Below are 16,556 nucleotides of genomic sequence, written 5' to 3'. Positions count from 1 at the left end.
TCGTGATCGTGATCAGCCTCGGGTTTATGGGTGTGAAGGGAATCGCTCATTGGTTGCGTCCGTAAAGGTGCCTGTTGCCAAGTAAAGACCCTGTAGCCACTATAGGGTCAAGCACCCATTTGGAGATTGCTGCGATGAAGATCGGNGAATTGGCGAAACTCACCGACTGCGCCGTCGAAACCATCCGCTATTACGAGCGCGAAAACCTGCTGCCGGAACCGGCCCGCAGCGACGGCAACTACCGCGTCTACACCCAAGCCCACGCCGAACGCCTGACCTTCATCCGCAACTGCCGCACGCTCGACATGACCCTGGAAGAGATCCGCAGCCTGCTGGGGCTACGCGACAGCCCACGGGACCAGTGCGAAAGCGTGAATGCGTTGATTGACGAGCATATCCACCACGTGAAAGCACGGATCGATGGGCTGCTCGCATTGCAGACGCAGCTGCTCGACCTGCGCCAACGCTGTGGCGAGGGGCCGGACATTGATCAGTGCGGGATTTTGCAGCGGCTGGAAGTGAGTGGCGGGGTTGTGGCGACGGAAGTCGAGCATTCCCATGTCGGCAGGAGTCATGGGCATTAGTCCCATCGCCACATCAGCGACTAGATCAATTTGAACTCCAGTACGCCTCGATGCCCCATGCCGTAAGTGATGCCCGGGACCATACCCGAGCCCAGAAAAAGACTGCAGCGCAGGTGAACGGTCTCACCCCGATGCCCTTCATAGACGGAGGGCTCAATCCGAAACTTTAGGGGTAAATCGGGCTTGACCGTCAATTTGCGCTGATAATCTCTCCAAGCTCCGCCCTGCCCACCACGAACGCTACTTAGCCAGGACATTTCAATGGCGTTGTTTGTTCGCAGGTTTTCAATCCGAGGAATGGTCAGAACGACGCCATCGGGATGTTGATTAATCTCAAGAGCCCCCCCCGAGACGCCTTCAATAGAAACCGGGCCGGTTTGAATCAGTGCCGGGGCGAAGGTCATGAACAACGATGCAGAGGGTATAGCGTTCTCGCCTCTTTCGATGACAAAAATGACCTCGAGCCGGTCTCCCTCAAATTGCCTTGCGATGTCGTCGGGGATAACAAAATGTAATGAGGTGAAACTCAGCGCTGGCTGGGGCTGCGACTGGTAACTTCCCCCGGAACCGCCTAACGCCACCCATTGCACACGAACCTGATCGCCGATCTGAAATTCCCTATCGTTTACTGACACGACTACACGCAGTGAATCAACGAAGATGGGGGCACCGGTGAAAATCTCCATGGGCACCACGCACCCCCATGGTTCGAGGCTCGGAATGAAATGAAAGAGCCCCGACTGGCTTTCACAGCCAATGAACGGCAATCCTGTCACTCCGGTCATTAGAGGGTTCGTGCCGAAATGTCGCTCCGAAAAGCCGCCCGCTCCAACGGCCGCAATGTTATTCATGACAAGGCTCCTGAAAAAAAGAGGGTGTTGCTGACCGCGGCCTGATTGGCCTCGTGATCAGTCAAACACCCTCTCGTTTATTCGCCTACTGTCAGAAATGACAGTCAGATAGAACCTTTTCTAATAAAATAGCCCCGCCCTTCAACCAATCAGACGGCCATCGGTGCCGTCATCGGCGCGTGGTGCTGATACCCCTCAAGCGAGAAATCGCTCGGCTCGATCAACTCCAGCCACTCCGGTTGATACACGCCGGTCTTGGCAAACTCCGGCACACGCTCACTGATCACCAGTTTCGGCATCGGGAACGGCTCGCGCTTGAGCTGTTCGTTGAGCATGTCCAAATGGTTTTCGTAGACGTGGGCATCACCGATGAAATAGGTGAACCAGCGCGGTGTGTAACCGGTCAGGCGACCAATCAGGCTCAGCAGTGCGGCGCCTTCGGTGANCCTAGGCTCCGATAAAAGGCCCAGATCGTTGGAGCGGATGTAGAGCGTCAGGGAGATTTCCTTGGTCTCGACATTCGGGTGGAACTGGTACAGCAGATGGCACGGCGGCAAGGCCATTTCATCGAGCTGCGCCACGTTCCAGCCGTGGAACAGGATGCGACGGCTGCCCGGGTCTTTGATGATGGTGTCGACGCACTGGCGGATCTGGTCGATCGCCTTGTACAGAACGACATAGGCCTGACCGTCTTCTTCGCCTTCGGCGATCTGACGATAGCCCTGGCTCAGGGTCTGTTCGATAGCGGCCTGATTGCTGACCGGAATCTGCTTGTACGCCGGCCATTTGCGCCATTGCACGCCGTAGATTTCGCCAAGGTCGTCTTCACCCTGACGGAACGGATTGGCCAGCCATTGCGCGTTTTCGTTGGCGTTCTGATCCCAGACCTTGCAGCCCAGCGCGCGGAATTCGGCGGCGTTGTTCACGCCCCGCAGGAAACCACACATCTCGCCGATGGCCGATTTGAAGGCCATCTTGCGCGTGGTGATCGCCGGGAAACCTTCTTTCAGGTCATAACGCAGCATCGCGCCCGGAAAGCTGATGGTGTTCACGCCGGTGCGGTTGGCTTGCTTGGTGCCGTTCTTGATGACGTGGGCGACCAGTTCGAGGTATTGCTTCATGAGTTACCTGTGTCCTTGAACCCGGGGTCGTCACCCCGGGATTCGAATTTATACGGCTGCCGCTGGCGTCGCCGGGGCGCGGTGATACGCCAGCCAGATCAGGAACAGCCCGCCAACGATCATCGGTACGCAGAGCACCTGGCCCATGGTCAGCCAGTTCCAGGCCAGATAGCCCAGTTGCGCGTCCGGTACGCGGACGAACTCCACAATGAAACGGAAGATGCCGTAGAACAGGGCAAACATCCCGGACACCGCCATGGTCGGCCGCGGCTTGCGCGAGAACAACCAGAGGATGGCGAACAGCGCCACGCCTTCGAGCGCGAACTGGTACAGCTGCGACGGGTGACGCGCCAGCTGCGCCGGATCGGTCGGAAAGACCATNGCCCACGGCACGTCGCTCGGCTTGCCCCACAACTCGGCGTTGATGAAGTTACCGATACGCCCGGCGCCCAGGCCAATCGGCACGAACGGCGCGACGAAGTCCATCAGCTGGAAGAATGACTTGTCGTTGCGNCTGCCGAACCACAACGCCGCCAGCATCACGCCGATGAAGCCACCATGGAACGACATGCCGCCCTTCCACACTTCGAAAATCAGCGTCGGGTTGGCGATGTAGGCCGGCAGATCGTAGAACAGCACATACCCGAGGCGTCCGCCGACAATCACCCCCATCGACATCCAGAACACCATGTCGGAGAGTTTCTCCTTGGTCCAGGTGGGGTCGAAACGGTTCAGGCGCCGGGAAGCCAGCAGCCAGGCACCGCCGATGCCGATCAGGTACATCAACCCGTACCAGTGGATTTTCAGCGGACCGATGGCCAAGGCCACCGGGTCGATCTGCGGGTAAGGCAGCATTGCGACTCCTTGTTGAAAGTTGAAAGCAGAATTCCCGGGCGACGCTGCCACCTCAGGATTAAGCCAGTATTGCGAGCTAGAGCAGGAAGCTCAGGCCTACGCAGAACAGCAAAGCCGCGAACAGCCTTTTCAGCAACTTCGGCGACAGCCTGTGGGCCAGTCGCGCACCGAGACGGGCAAACACCATGCTGGTCAGGGCAATCCCGAGCAGCGCCGGCAAATAGATAAAACCGAGACTATGGGCCGGCAGCAAGGGATCGTGCCAGCCCAGAATCATGAAACTTAATGCACTGGCCAAGGCGATGGGCAGACCGCAGGCCGACGAAGTTGCCACCGCTTGCTGCATCGGCACGCTGCGCCAGGTCAGGAACGGCACGGTCAACGAGCCGCCGCCAATGCCGAAAATCGCCGAGGCCCAACCAATCACGCTGCCGGCCACGGTGAGACCGAGTTTGCCGGGCACCGTTCGGCTGGCTTTGGGTTTGACGTCAAGCGCCAGTTGCGCCGCGATGATCAGCGCAAACACGCCGATGATTTTCTGCAGGTTCGGGCCGGAGATCGCTTCGGCCGTCAGCGCCCCGAAACCGGCGCCCATCAGAATACCGACGGTCATCCACACGAAAATCGGCCAACGCACGGCGCCGCGGCGATGATGTTCGCGAACCGCGTTGATCGACGTAAAGATGATCGTTGCCAGGGACGTGCCGACCGCCAGGTGGGTCAGGATCGACGCGTCGAAGCCTTGCAAGGTGAAACTGAACACCAGAACCGGGACGATGATGATCCCGCCGCCAACCCCGAACAGCCCGGCCAGCACGCCTGCGCAGGCGCCCAGCGCCAGATAGAGCAGAAATTCCATGGTCGATCCCAATGCTTAGCCAAAACCGGAGCGGCATGGTAACGGATGCGTGCCCTCGGGCTCCACTGCGGATGGCAATGGAACGACAGGCGACGACTGCGTAGAGTGGGCAAAAAACACACAAGGACCACCTTATGTGCCTGATCGTTTTCGCCTGGCGGCCGGGCCACGCCCAGCCGCTGATCGTCGCGGCCAACCGCGATGAATTCTATGCCCGGCCCAGCCAGCCCTTGGCGCAATGGCCGCACGCACCGCACGTCTACGCCGGTCGCGACCTCGAAGCCGGCGGCACCTGGCTTGGTATCGGTGCCAATGGGCGCTTTGCTGCGCTGACCAATATTCGTGATCCGCAGCAGCCGCCCTCGCGAAAATCCCGAGGTGAGCTGGTGGCGGGTTTTCTCTTGGGCAACATGCCAATTGATGATTACTTAAGCGACGTTGTCGGACGTTCGCTGGAATATGCCGGATTTAATCTGCTGATCGGCAATGCCAACGAGCTGTGGCACTTCAATGCGCGGGAGTCTGAGGCGGTGATGCTGGCGCCTGGGGTGTATGGGCTGTCGAATGCAGGGCTGGATACGCCGTGGCCGAAACTGCTCAAGGCACGGGCGGCGCTGGAGGAAGTGTTGGAGGATCCGCAGCCAGAGGCGTTACTGGCGTTGCTGAATGATCCGCAGACCGCACCATTTGCCGAGCTGCCGGATACCGGCGTGGGGCTGGCGACCGAGACGTTGCTGTCGAGCGTGTTTATTGCCAGTCCGACTTATGGGACGCGGGCGAGTACGGCGTTGATTGTTCAGGCGGACGGGACGCGGCATATGGTCGAAAGGAGTTTCGGGCCGTATGGCGGGCATCTTGGGGAAGTGGAGATCAGGGTTTAGATCGTTGTTGTCTGGACTGGCCCCATCGCGAGCAAGCTCGCTCCCATATTGGATTTGTGATCGACACAGAACCCTATGGGAGCGAGCTTGCTCGCGATGAGGCCATCAGCCTTTTAGAGAGCCTTGACCACAGCCGGATTGACCATCTTCGCCAACCCAAGGTTCTTCAGCGCCAATTGCAGCGAGCTGTGGATCACTTGCGGGTTGTCGATGGTCATCAACTCGGCCAGCAACTCCTTGGCCATGCTCAGGTTTACCTGGCGCAGCAACCACTTCACCTTCGGCAAGTTGGTGGCGTTCATCGACAGGCTGTCAAAGCCCATCGCCATCAGCAGCACCGCTGCCGCCGGGTCGCCGGCCATTTCACCGCAAATGCTCACCGGCTTGCCTTCGGCATGGGCGTCGCGCACCACGTTCTGCAACGCTTGCAGCACCGCCGGATGCAGATAGTCGTAAAGGTCGGCTACACGCGGGTTGTTGCGGTCCACCGCCAGCAGGTATTGAGTCAGGTCGTTGGAACCGACCGACAGGAAGTCCACCTGGCGCGCCAGTTCCTTGGTCTGATACACCGCTGCCGGAATCTCGATCATCACACCAATCGGCGGCATTGGCACGTCGGTGCCTTCGTCGCGGACTTCGCCCCAGGCCCGGTGAATCAGGTGCAGGGCTTCTTCCAGCTCATGGGTGCCGGAGATCATCGGCAACAGAATGCGCAGGTTGTTCAGGCCTTCGCTGGCCTTGAGCATGGCGCGGGTCTGGACGAGGAAAATTTCAGGGTGATCAAGGGTNACNCGAATGCCGCGCCAGCCAAGGAAGGGGTTGTCTTCCTTGATCGGGAAATAGGACAGTGACTTATCGCCGCCGATGTCCAGGCTGCGCATCGTCACCGGTAACGGGTGGAAGGCGGACAGTTGCTCGCGATAGATCGCGAGCTGCTCCTTTTCACTCGGGAAACGCTGGTTGATCATGAACGGCACTTCGGTGCGGTACAGCCCAACCCCTTCGGCGCCACGTTGTTGTGCTCGGGCCACATCGGCGAGCAGGCCGGTGTTTACCAGCAACGGCACGCGGTGGCCGTCGAGGGTCACGCACGGCAGCTCGCGCAGCGAATCGAGGCCCAGCGCCAGCTGTTTCTCTTCTTCCACCACTTCGGCGTATTGCTTGCGCAACAGCTCGCTGGGGTTGGTAAAGACTTCACCGCGATGCCCATCGACGATCATGTCGATGCCGTCGACCTTGGAATACGGCAGGTCCACCAGGCCCATCACCGTCGGGATGCCCATGGCCCGAGCCAGGATCGCGACGTGGGAGTTACCTGAACCGAGGACCGAGACCAGGCCGACCAGCGTGCCTTCCGGCACCTCGCCGAGCATTGCCGGCGTCAGCTCTTCGCTGACCAGAATGGTTTTTTCCGGGTAGATCAGATTCTGCTGACGCTCTTCCTGCAAATAGGCGAGCAAACGGCGGCCAAGGTCCTTGACGTCCGAGGCGCGCTCGCGCAGGTAGGCGTCGTCCATCAGTTCGAAACGGTTGACGTGATCGGTGACCACCTGGCGCAACGCGCCCTGGGCCCACTGGCCGGTCTTGATCACGGTGGTCACTTCGTTGCCCAGCGCCTCGTCGGCGAGCATCATCAGGTAGACGTCGAACAAGGCCCGCTCTTCGGGACGCAGCTGCGAGGCCAATTTGGCGGACAAGGCACGCATGTCGGCGCGCACGCCCTCGATGGCGGTCTTGAACAGGCCGAGTTCGGCTTCGATGTCGGTGATGGTCTTGTCGGGCACCACGTCGAGATCGGCCGGCGGCAGCATGACCACCGCNGTGCCGACGGCAGCGCCCGGAGAACCCGGTACGCCGACGAACTTGGCTTCCTGGATGCCCTTGCCCTGGCGACCCAGGCCGCGAATCGAGCCGGTGGCTTCGGCATGGGCGATAACCCCGGCCAACTGCGCACTCATGGTCACGAGGAAGGCTTCTTCACCTTCGTCGAACTGGCGGCGTTCTTTTTGCTGAATGACCAACACGCCGACAACGCGGCGGTGGTGAATGATCGGTGCGCCGAGGAACGAGGCGTAACGCTCTTCACCCGTCTCGGCGAAGTAGCGGTAGCGCGGGTGATCCGCGGCGTTTTCGAGGTTCAGGGGTTCTTCACGCGTGCCGACCAGGCCGACCAGACCTTCATTGGGCGCCATGCTGACTTTGCCGATGGAGCGCTTGTTCAAGCCCTCCGTGGCCATCAGCACAAAACGGTTGGTCTCGGGGTCCAGCAGGTAAACCGAGCAGACCTGGCTGCCCATGGCTTCCTTGACGCGCAACACAATAATCCCCAACGCCGCCTTGAGATCCTTGGCGGAGTTAACTTCCTGGACGATCTTGCGCAGCGTATTGAGCATGGCTCGGGGTCGAACTCCGTCGTCAGTCGCGCGCTAAAAGGCGCGGGGCAAGCTCTTTGAGAGCGCGACGATAAACCTCGCGCTTGAATGTCACCACCTGGCCCAACGGGTACCAATAGCTGACCCAGCGCCAGCCATCGAACTCCGGTTTACCGGTCAAATCCATCCGCACCCGCTGCTCGTTGGAGATCAGGCGCAGGAGAAACCATTTCTGCTTCTGGCCGATGCACAGCGGTTGGCTGTGCGTACGCACCAGGCGTTGCGGCAAACGATAGCGCAACCAGCCGCGAGTACAGGCCAGAATTTGCACATCTTCGCGCTCAAGGCCGACTTCTTCGTTCAACTCGCGATACAAGGCGTCTTCCGGCGTCTCCTCGGGGTTGATTCCGCCTTGAGGAAACTGCCAGGCATCTTGGTTGATTCGGCGAGCCCATAGCACCTGTCCGGCATCATTCGTAAGAATAATCCCGACATTAGGACGGAAACCATCGGGGTCGATCACGGCAACAACCTCGCAAACGCATGTCGCCGCATTGTTCCACAAAGGTTGATCCAGCGGCAACGAGGCTTCTTACCTTATGTGCACTCTTGTGAAAAGACCGTATTCTGGACGCCTTTTTACAGACTTTTCAGCGAGTAACTGCAATGCGCCTGGCTTTATTCGACTTGGACAACACGCTTCTGGGCGGTGACAGCGATCACGCCTGGGGCGATTACCTCTGCGAACGCGGAATTCTCGACGCGGTGGCCTACAAGGCGCGCAACGATGAGTTTTACCAGGATTACCTGGCCGGCAAGCTGGATAACGCCGCTTACCTTAACTTCTGCCTGGAAATCCTCGGCCGCACCGAGATGGCCCAGCTGGACGAATGGCACCTGGATTACATGCGCGATTGCATTGAGCCGATCNTGCTGCCGCAGGCCGTGGAACTGCTGGCCAAGCACCGTGCCGCCGGCGACAAGCTGGTGATCATCACCGCGACCAACCGCTTCGTCACCGCACCGATTGCCGCGCGCCTGGGGGTTGAAACCCTGATCGCCACCGAGTGTGAGATGGAAAATGGCCGCTACACCGGGCGCAGCACCGATGTGCCGTGCTTTCGCGAGGGCAAGGTGACGCGCTTGAATCGTTGGCTGGAAGAAACCGGGCATAGCCTGCAAGACAGCTACTTCTACAGCGATTCGATGAATGACTTGCCGTTGCTGGAGCAAGTGGCGAATCCGGTAGCGGTCGATCCTGATCCGAATTTACGCGCCGAGGCCAAGAAGCGTGGCTGGCCGGTGATGTCGTTGCGCGACTGACGACGCCATCTCGGGCAAGCCCGCTCCCACAGGGATCTCTGGTGTGACTGATATCTATGCCACTCAGCAAAACCTTGTGGGAGCAGGCTTGCCCGCGATTGGGATCGCCTCGGTTTCAAGCCTTAAACAGGCTTGGCGCCCATCAACCCGGCAATAGCGATAAAGCAGACAAAGCTGAACAGCGCGAGAGCAAAGGTGAACTTGCCGCTGCCGCCCGGCGCAGTACGCTGCTTGTTCAGCCGCACCAACAACCAGAACCACCCCAACGCCGCCAGGGTGTAAAGCACACTCGACGCCAGCAACCACGTCTGCCCCAACGGCCAGCCCACCAGATGCACCATCCACCAGCCGGTGAATGGCATGCTCAGCAACGCCAGGCCCATCAGCAGCCAAACGAACACCCGAGGCCGTTGCAACGTGCGTGCCGCAGCAGTCGCATCGCCACTACGCCGCGTTTGCCAAACCCATATCCCCAAGCCCAGCGCACAGCCCAATAATATTGCCGTCGCCGCGGTGTGCGCCATTTTCAGGGCGGTTAACGTTTCCATTGTTCGATTTCCTTATGACCTGCCCATCAGCGTAGCCACTCAGCCAAGAAACAGCTTATAGGCCGGGTTGTCGCTTTCGTCCCAGTATGGGTAACCGATTTCTTCCAGTGCCGCCGGCACCAGATGACGCTCGTCTGCCGGTACTTGCAGGCCTGCGACCACACGGCCGTCGGCCGCGCCGTGGTTGCGATAGTGGAACATCGAGATGTTCCAGCGCCCACCCAATTTGTTAAGAAAGTTGAACAGCGCGCCCGGGCGCTCCGGGAATTCGAAACGAAACACCAGTTCATCGCTGACTTTAGCCGCGTGGCCGCCGACCATATGGCGGATGTGCAACTTGGCCAGTTCGTTCTCGGTCAGGTCCAGTACCGGGAAGCCCTGGCTGGTCAGGCTGGCGATCAACGCGCTGCGCGGGTCGTTTTCGGGGTGCGTCTGCACGCCGACGAAGATGTGCGCCTCACGCCCGGAGTGGTAGCGGTAGTTGAATTCGGTGATCTGGCGCTTGCCCACCGCTTCGCAGAACGCCTTGAAGCTGCCTGGCTTCTCGGGGATGGTCACGGCGATGATGGCTTCGCGGCCTTCACCCAGCTCGGCGCGCTCGGCTACGTGACGCAGGCGGTCGAAGTTGACGTTGGCGCCGGAGTCGATGGCGACAAAGGTGTGCCCGGTGACACCGCGCTGCTCGACGTACTTCTTGATCCCGGCCACACCCAATGCNCCCGCCGGCTCAGTGATGGAGCGGGTGTCGTCGTAGATATCCTTGATCGCCGCACAGATTTCATCGGTGCTGACGGTAATCACTTCATCCACATAGTCTTTGCAGATGTCGAAGGTGTGCTGACCGATCTGCGCCACCGCGACGCCATCGGCGAACAGGCCCACCGTCGGCAGTACCACGCGTTCGCCGGCCGCCATGGCCGCTTGCAGGCAGTTGGAATCGTCAGGCTCGACGCCGATGATTTTGATTTCAGGGCGCAGGTATTTCACATACGCCGCGATCCCGGCGATCAACCCGCCGCCGCCCACCGGAACGAAGATCGCGTCCAGAGGCCCCGGGTGCTGGCGCAGGATTTCCATCGCCACGGTGCCCTGCCCGGCAATGGTGTGTGGATCATCGTAAGGGTGAATGTAAACGTAGCCTTTTTCGTCGACCAGTTTCAGCGAGTAGGCCAGGGCTTCCGGGAAGGAATCACCGTGCAGCACCACTTTGCCGCCACGCGAGCGCACGCCTTCGACCTTGATCTCCGGCGTGGTCTTGGGCATCACGATGGTGGCCTTGACCCCCAGCACCTTGGCCGCCAGGGCCAGGCCCTGGGCGTGGTTGCCCGCAGAAGCCGTGACCACACCGCGCGCGCGTTCTTCGGCGCTCAGTTGGGTCAGCTTGTTGTAGGCGCCGCGAATCTTGAACGAGAACACCGGCTGCAAGTCTTCACGCTTGAGCCAGACCTTGTTGCCCAGCCGCTCGGAGAGCTGGCGAGCGGTCTGCAATGGGGTTTCTACGGCAACGTCGTAAACGCGCGAGGTGAGGATCTTTTTGACGTACTGTTCAAGCATCGGCAGGCATCACTGAGCGGGTTGGGCAGGGCCAAGGAGTCTAACCCGGCTATCGGCCGGACGACCACACTAAACAGGTGGTTTTACCGTCCCCGGAAGGGATCATGAACCTGTAGGAGCGAGGCTTGCCCGCGAAGAGGCCGTCACATCCAACATAAATGTTGGCGGTAAGATCGCTTTCGCGGGCAAGCCTCGCTCCTACAGGTAACGGTCGTGGCCGCCAATCGGGCAATGACCTTCCCTGCCCCGAAGCCTATAATGCCGGCCTTTCGTTCCCTCCTTCGGCACCTCGGAGCCCGCATGACCCAGGATCAACTCAAACAGGCAGTGGCCCAGGCCGCCGTCGATTTAATCCTTCCTAAACTCGACGACAAAAGCATCGTCGGTGTCGGCACCGGCTCCACCGCCAACTGCTTTATCGATGCGCTGGCCCAGCACAAGGGCGCGTTCGACGGCGCCGTGGCCAGCTCCGAAGCCACCGCCGCGCGCCTCAAGGGCCATGGCATTCCAGTGTACGAGCTCAACACCGTGAGCGACCTGGAGTTCTACGTGGACGGCGCCGATGAAAGCGACGAACACCTGAACCTGATCAAAGGCGGCGGCGCAGCCCTGACCCGCGAGAAAATCGTCGCGGCCGTGGCCAAGACCTTTATCTGCATTGCCGACGCCAGCAAGCTGGTGCCGGTACTCGGCGCGTTCCCGCTGCCGGTGGAAGTCATCCCGATGGCCCGCAGCCACGTCGCCCGTGAGCTGGTGAAACTGGGCGGCGACCCGGTGTACCGCGAAGGCGTGTTGACCGACAACGGCAACATCATCATCGATGTGTACAACATGCAGATCACCAACCCGGTGGAGCTGGAATCCCAGATCAATGCGATCGTCGGCGTGGTCACCAACGGNTTGTTCGCGGCGCGTCCGGCGGACTTGCTGCTGCTGGGCACCAGCGAAGGCGTGAAAACCCTGCGCGCCCAGTAAGAAATACGCCACCCCTTGTAGGAGCCGGCTTGCTGGCGATGAGGACATAACATTCAACATCCACGTTGGCTGTTAAACCGCTATCGCCAGCATGCCGGCTCCTACAGGAGGCTGGGCTGTTGCTTAGGGTTGCGCTGGTTTTTTGAAGACGTAGAACAGATTAGGTTCGCTGACGAGGTACATCGTGCCGTCGTCATCCATGGCGATTCCTTCCGCCTGCGGCACGGTCTTCTGCAACCCCTGTCGCCCCTTGCTCAGCGACATGGTGCTCAGCGGTCGCCCGTCCACATCCAGCTCCAGAATCAGCCGCGACTCGTCGGACAGCGCCAGCAAATGGCCGCTGCGCTCGTCGTATTGCAAGCTCGACAGGTCGCGCACAAACAGCCCGGCATCGCGCTTGGGGTTGTTGATCACGTGCACCGAGTAGGTTTTTTCCGGTTTGAAATGGGGAAACCCGTGGATCTCATAGATCAGCATCGGGTCGCGCTCCTTGGCCACAAACAGACGCTTGCCCACCGAATCGTAAGCCAGGCCTTCGAAACCCTTGTTGCCGCTCATGTGCACGCCGAGGGTCATCTGCTCGGCATCCGCCGCGTCGAGGAACGTCGTGTCCTTCTCCAGATGAATCTTGATCAACCGTTGCTGGTGTTCGTCGGTGATCACGTAAGTGTCGGTGCTGATGAACTCCACCGCCTCCGGGTCACCGAAGCCGACCAGCGAAATGCGTCGAATGATCCGCCCGTCCAGCGACAGCTCGATCAACTCGGCGTTTTTATTGGTGACGGTAAACAGGCTTTTGCGCACCGGATCGAAGGTCAGCGCCGACACGTCGTCGTCCAGCCCGTCAATGACCCGGGCTTCGATCTCCACCCGGTATTGATCCAGGCCGATGGATTCGCTGCTGAGCGGTTGCCAGAGGGTGTGCAGGTTGAACCAGGCGCGCTCGAACAGACGCATGTATTGACCGATCGCAACCAGCACGACCAGGGCAATCACTGTCAGGATCAAAATAAGGGGTTTGGGACGGGCAAGTCGGCGCATTCAGGCGAGCTCGGAAACAGAAACAGGCGGATGAAATATCACGCCTGTATGAATTCAAGCTTAATGGCCAGTTGCCTTTGACCACAACTGCTGGATTCGGAGCGCCTACTTCTGCTTTTCGAAACGGTAGAACAGGTTCGGCTCACTGACCATATACAGCGTGCCGTTCTCGTCCATGGTCACGCCTTCCGCCCGGGGAATGGTGTGCTTGAGGCCGTTGAAGCCGCCNAGCAAGGTCATGAAGCTGACCTGCTCGCCCTTCTCGTCCAGCTCCAGCAACAAGTGGGAGTCGGCGGACAGCGCCAGTGTGTGGCCCGTGCGCGGATCGATGGCCAGCGCCGACAGGTTGCGGACGTCCAGTTCGTCATTGGCAAGCTTTTGCTTGTCGCCCTTGAGGGTCTGGCTGCCGTCGCTTTTCCAGCTGAACAGCGCCGGTGGGCGTTCCTCACCCAGCAGGATTTGCTGATTGCGCGGGTCATAGACGATGGCTTCGAAGGCCTTGTTCTGGTCTTTCGAAGGGCCGAGGTCGTATTTCGGGAAGTTGGCGATGTTCAGTTCGCGAGTGTCGGCATCGACTTTGACGATGGAAAGCATGTGCTCACGCTCATCGACGATGGCCAGCAGCCCGTTGCCCAGCACGGTCACGCCTTCAGGGTTGCTCCAGCCCACCAGCGGCATCTTGCGCANCACNTCGCCTTGCAGGCTCAGCTCAACGAGGAACGGGTTTTTGCCCATGACGGAAAACAGGGTTTTGGTCTGCGGGTNGTAGGCCAGGTCCGACGCTTCGTCCTTCTCCATGCCTGGCAGCAGCTTGGCGTCGATCACCGCGCGGTAATCCGGCAGCCAGATACTTTCCTGACGCTCGGCCGGGCTTTCAAAACGCTCATGCAGCCAGAGCACACCGCGATCGTCCCAATGCATCGCAAAGGCGAGGCCATAAGCGACGACGGCCACCAGCAAAAGCCAGGAATACCAACGCATGACAAAGCGCGAGCGGCGGGCAGTTTTGACAGTGGGCAGCGGTCGGGTGGCCATTCAGGATGCGTTCCAGAAATTCAGGCTACGGGTAATAGCACAGTTGGGACCGGCTCAGACGCCGGAATCCGCGGAATTATCCAGAATGGATGTGAAAAAAACGGGAAATGGCGGGATTGCCCTGCGTGAGTGCAGCCTTGCATGAGGCAGAAACACAATTCCCTGTAGGAGCCGGCTTGCTNNNCAACATCTGTATTGAATGCTGCACCGCCATCGCCAGCAAGCCGGCTCCTACAAAGGTTGGCGTTGTGTTAGCGGACGCTGCTGGTGAAGCTGCTCGCGCCTGGCAGTTCGATCACCAGTTCATCACCGACATTCAGCGGGCCAACGCCGGCCGGGGTACCGGTGAGAATCACGTCACCCGCCTGCAGCGAGAAGCAGCCGGCCATGTGCTGGATCATCGGGATGATCGGGTTGAGCATCTGCGAGCTGTTGCCGTCCTGGCGCACTTCGCCGTTGATGGTCAGGCGAATGCCGATGTCGGTCACGTCCGCAAAGGTGCTGCTCACCACAAACGGAGCAATCACCGCGGCGCCGTCAAACGACTTGGCAATTTCCCACGGCAAGCCCTTGGCTTTCAGCTCGGCCTGCTTGTCGCGCAGGGTCAAATCCAGTGCCGGGGCGAAGCCGGAGATGGCGTCCAGCACTTCTTCACGGCTTGGCTTGGTCGACAAGGGTTTGCCGATCAGCACCGCGATTTCCGCTTCGTAGTGCACCGAACCGCGCTCGGTCGGGATGGCGAAACCGCCTTCCAGTGCTACCACACAACTGCCCGGTTTGATGAACAGCAAGGGCTCGGTCGGTACCGGGTTGTCCAGTTCCTTGGCATGTTCGGCGTAGTTGCGGCCGATGCACACCACCTTCCCGAGCGGGAAGTGAATACGCGTACCGTCGACATACTGGTGCTGATAGCTCATTACCGACTCCTGTTTCGTAGCGCTTAAATTCAAAAGTCAAACAGCGAAAATTTTGCCCGGGTTCATGATGCCGTTCGGGTCGAACACCGCTTTAACCGCTTTCATGTATTCGATTTCAACCGGCGAGCGGCTGTAGGTCAGGTAATCGCGCTTGGTCATGCCCACGCCGTGTTCAGCGGAGATCGAGCCGTTGTACTTCTCGACGGTCTCGAACACCCACTTGTTCACGGTGGCGCACTTGGCGAAGAACTCGTCTTTGCTCAGGTTTTCCGGCTTGAGGATGTTCAGGTGCAGGTTGCCGTCGCCAATGTGGCCGAACCAGACAATTTCGAAGTCCGGGTAATGTTCGCCGACGATCGCGTCAATTTCCTTCAAAAACGCCGGGACCTTGGAGACGGTCACCGAGATGTCGTTCTTGTACGGCGTCCAGTGGGAAATGGTCTCGGAGATGTACTCGCGCAGTTTCCACAGGTTGTGCAGCTGGGTTTCGCTCTGACTCATCACGCCGTCCAGCACCCAGCCCTGCTCGACGCAGTGCTCGAAGGTTTCCAGGGCGTGGTTGGCGACCTCTTCGGTGGTGGCTTCAAATTCCAGCAGCGCGTAGAACGGGCACTCGGTTTCGAACGGCGCCGGTACATCGCCACGGCCCATGACTTTGGCCAGCGCCTTGTCGGAGAAGAACTCGAAGGCGGTCAGGTCCAGTTTGCTCTGGAACGCGTGCAGCACTGGCATGATCGAGTCGAAGTCAGTGGTGCCGAGCACCATAGCGGTGAGGTTTTTCGGCGCACGGTCCAGGCGCATGGTGGCTTCCACCACAAAACCCAACGTACCTTCGGCGCCGATAAACAGCTGGCGCATGTCGTAACCGGTGGCGTTCTTGATCAGGTCGCGGTTCAGCTCCAGTACGTCACCTTTGCCGGTGACGACTTTCATGCCGGCGACCCAGTTGCGGGTCATGCCGTAGCGAATCACTTTGATCCCGCCGGCATTGGTGCCGATATTGCCGCCAATCTGGCTCGAACCGGACGACGCGAAGTCCACCGGGTAGTACAGGCCTTTTTCTTCGGCGACGTTCTGCAATTGCTTGGTGACCACGCCCGGCTGGCACCTGGCGGTGCGGTCGGTGAGGTTCACGTCGAGGATCTGGTTCATGTAGTCGAACGACACCACCACCTCGCCATTGGCGGCAACGGCGGCGGCCGACAAGCCAGTACGACCGCCGGACGGCACCAGTGCCACCTTGCGTTCATTGGCCCAACGGACGATGGCCTGCACCTGTTCGGTGGTCTTCGGGAAGACGATGGCGACCGGAGCCGGGGCGAAGTGCTTGGTCCAATCCTTGCCGTAAGCCTCCAGGGAGTCTGCATCGGTCAGCACTTTGCCGGGCTCAACCAGGGTCTTTAGCTCATCAATCAGGGCAGGATGGGTCATCGACAGAACTCTCGAACAATTCATGGTCATCCTGAGAACGCTTCACGTCGCAGGAATAGGTGTTTAGCGGGGCGCGTATGCTAGCATACCGACCCCGCAGGGTAGTGCCCAACGGCTATTCTGCGGTGACGGCATTCTTGCCGTCCGGGTCAGCGTCTGCTGGCTATTTCCTGCCATTTTTCTCCGGGATACAGGTTTACGCAGATGAG

At 59.9% G+C, this 16,556-nt stretch carries 17 protein-coding genes; 5 read left to right on the top strand and 12 right to left on the bottom strand.

Going from position 1 to position 16,556, the window contains the following annotated elements; genetic code table 11:
* Positions 1-134 precede the first annotated feature (134 nt).
* Positions 135-584 carry a Cd(II)/Pb(II)-responsive transcriptional regulator gene (cadR, locus tag B7L09_RS18975; RefSeq protein WP_094470138.1) on the top strand — a complete coding sequence of 150 codons (450 nt, stop codon included), beginning with the start codon at positions 135-137 and terminating at the stop codon, positions 582-584.
* Positions 585-604: 20 nt separating this feature from the next.
* On the opposite strand, the gene B7L09_RS18970 is transcribed toward cadR, so the two are convergent.
* The 4 genes from B7L09_RS18970 to B7L09_RS18955 all read right to left on the bottom strand — a co-directional run bounded on the left by B7L09_RS18970 (position 605) and on the right by B7L09_RS18955 (position 4,270).
* Positions 605-1,435: a hypothetical protein gene (locus B7L09_RS18970; protein ID WP_094470137.1), complete on the bottom strand. Its 831-nt coding sequence runs from the start codon at positions 1,433-1,435 to the stop codon at positions 605-607.
* Positions 1,436-1,584: 149 nt separating this feature from the next.
* Positions 1,585-2,556, bottom strand: coding sequence for a thymidylate synthase (locus tag B7L09_RS18965; protein ID WP_094470136.1), 972 nt, complete (start codon positions 2,554-2,556; stop codon positions 1,585-1,587).
* A 48-nt stretch (positions 2,557-2,604) separates the two neighbouring features.
* The gene (gene lgt, locus B7L09_RS18960; protein ID WP_094470135.1) at positions 2,605-3,411 is read right to left on the bottom strand and encodes a prolipoprotein diacylglyceryl transferase; all 807 of its coding nucleotides are present in this window, start codon (positions 3,409-3,411) and stop codon (positions 2,605-2,607) included.
* Positions 3,412-3,487: 76 nt separating this feature from the next.
* Positions 3,488-4,270 carry a sulfite exporter TauE/SafE family protein gene (locus tag B7L09_RS18955; protein ID WP_094470134.1) on the bottom strand — a complete coding sequence of 261 codons (783 nt, stop codon included), beginning with the start codon at positions 4,268-4,270 and terminating at the stop codon, positions 3,488-3,490.
* A gap of 134 nt (positions 4,271-4,404) precedes the next feature.
* Between B7L09_RS18955 and B7L09_RS18950 the strand changes: the two genes are divergently transcribed.
* Positions 4,405-5,151 (top strand): NRDE family protein, encoded by a 747-nt coding sequence (locus B7L09_RS18950; protein WP_094470133.1) that lies wholly within the window; start codon positions 4,405-4,407, stop codon positions 5,149-5,151.
* A gap of 113 nt (positions 5,152-5,264) precedes the next feature.
* On the opposite strand, the gene ptsP is transcribed toward B7L09_RS18950, so the two are convergent.
* A complete protein-coding gene (gene ptsP / locus B7L09_RS18945) occupies positions 5,265-7,544 on the bottom strand; it encodes a phosphoenolpyruvate--protein phosphotransferase (protein ID WP_094470132.1) in 2,280 nt (759 codons plus the stop codon).
* Positions 7,545-7,566: 22 nt separating this feature from the next.
* Positions 7,567-8,046, bottom strand: coding sequence for an RNA pyrophosphohydrolase (locus B7L09_RS18940; RefSeq protein WP_007927344.1), 480 nt, complete (start codon positions 8,044-8,046; stop codon positions 7,567-7,569).
* Positions 8,047-8,189: 143 nt separating this feature from the next.
* Here B7L09_RS18940 and B7L09_RS18935 point away from each other — a divergent pair, with 143 nt between their 5' ends.
* A complete protein-coding gene (locus B7L09_RS18935) occupies positions 8,190-8,846 on the top strand; it encodes a histidinol-phosphatase (protein ID WP_094470131.1) in 657 nt (218 codons plus the stop codon).
* A 122-nt stretch (positions 8,847-8,968) separates the two neighbouring features.
* On the opposite strand, the gene B7L09_RS18930 is transcribed toward B7L09_RS18935, so the two are convergent.
* Together B7L09_RS18930 and ilvA are read right to left on the bottom strand one after the other, a co-directional pair.
* Positions 8,969-9,394 (bottom strand): DUF2269 domain-containing protein, encoded by a 426-nt coding sequence (locus B7L09_RS18930; RefSeq protein ID WP_094470130.1) that lies wholly within the window; start codon positions 9,392-9,394, stop codon positions 8,969-8,971.
* Between the two features lie 39 nt (positions 9,395-9,433).
* Positions 9,434-10,948 (bottom strand): threonine ammonia-lyase, biosynthetic, encoded by a 1,515-nt coding sequence (ilvA, locus tag B7L09_RS18925; protein ID WP_094470129.1) that lies wholly within the window; start codon positions 10,946-10,948, stop codon positions 9,434-9,436.
* 300 nt (positions 10,949-11,248) lie between these two features.
* Between ilvA and rpiA the strand changes: the two genes are divergently transcribed.
* The gene (gene rpiA / locus B7L09_RS18920; protein WP_094470128.1) at positions 11,249-11,923 is read left to right on the top strand and encodes a ribose-5-phosphate isomerase RpiA; all 675 of its coding nucleotides are present in this window, start codon (positions 11,249-11,251) and stop codon (positions 11,921-11,923) included.
* 123 nt (positions 11,924-12,046) lie between these two features.
* Here the strand turns inward: rpiA and B7L09_RS18915 are convergent, their stop codons facing one another.
* Both B7L09_RS18915 and B7L09_RS18910 read right to left on the bottom strand, forming a co-directional pair.
* Positions 12,047-12,964, bottom strand: a complete 918-nt coding sequence (locus B7L09_RS18915; protein WP_094470127.1) for an SdiA-regulated domain-containing protein — start codon at positions 12,962-12,964, stop codon at positions 12,047-12,049.
* Between the two features lie 105 nt (positions 12,965-13,069).
* A complete protein-coding gene (locus B7L09_RS18910) occupies positions 13,070-13,999 on the bottom strand; it encodes an SdiA-regulated domain-containing protein (RefSeq protein WP_094470126.1) in 930 nt (309 codons plus the stop codon).
* Between B7L09_RS18910 and B7L09_RS32015 the strand changes: the two genes are divergently transcribed.
* Positions 13,944-14,144, top strand: a complete 201-nt coding sequence (locus B7L09_RS32015; RefSeq protein ID WP_176457731.1) for a hypothetical protein — start codon at positions 13,944-13,946, stop codon at positions 14,142-14,144. The two genes, B7L09_RS18910 and B7L09_RS32015, sit on opposite strands and share 56 nt — an antisense overlap.
* Positions 14,145-14,250: 106 nt before the next feature.
* Here the strand turns inward: B7L09_RS32015 and B7L09_RS18905 are convergent, their stop codons facing one another.
* Both B7L09_RS18905 and B7L09_RS18900 read right to left on the bottom strand, forming a co-directional pair.
* Positions 14,251-14,916, bottom strand: a complete 666-nt coding sequence (locus B7L09_RS18905) for a fumarylacetoacetate hydrolase family protein (protein WP_094470125.1) — start codon at positions 14,914-14,916, stop codon at positions 14,251-14,253.
* A 36-nt stretch (positions 14,917-14,952) separates the two neighbouring features.
* Positions 14,953-16,347 (bottom strand): D-2-hydroxyglutarate dehydrogenase, encoded by a 1,395-nt coding sequence (locus tag B7L09_RS18900; RefSeq protein WP_064454597.1) that lies wholly within the window; start codon positions 16,345-16,347, stop codon positions 14,953-14,955.
* Between the last annotated feature and the right edge of the window lie 209 nt (positions 16,348-16,556).

The organism is Pseudomonas mandelii (genome assembly GCF_002251635.1).
Taxonomy (GTDB): Bacteria; Pseudomonadota; Gammaproteobacteria; order Pseudomonadales; family Pseudomonadaceae; genus Aquipseudomonas; species Aquipseudomonas mandelii_B.
This window is presented reverse-complemented; position numbering and strand designations above follow the sequence as displayed.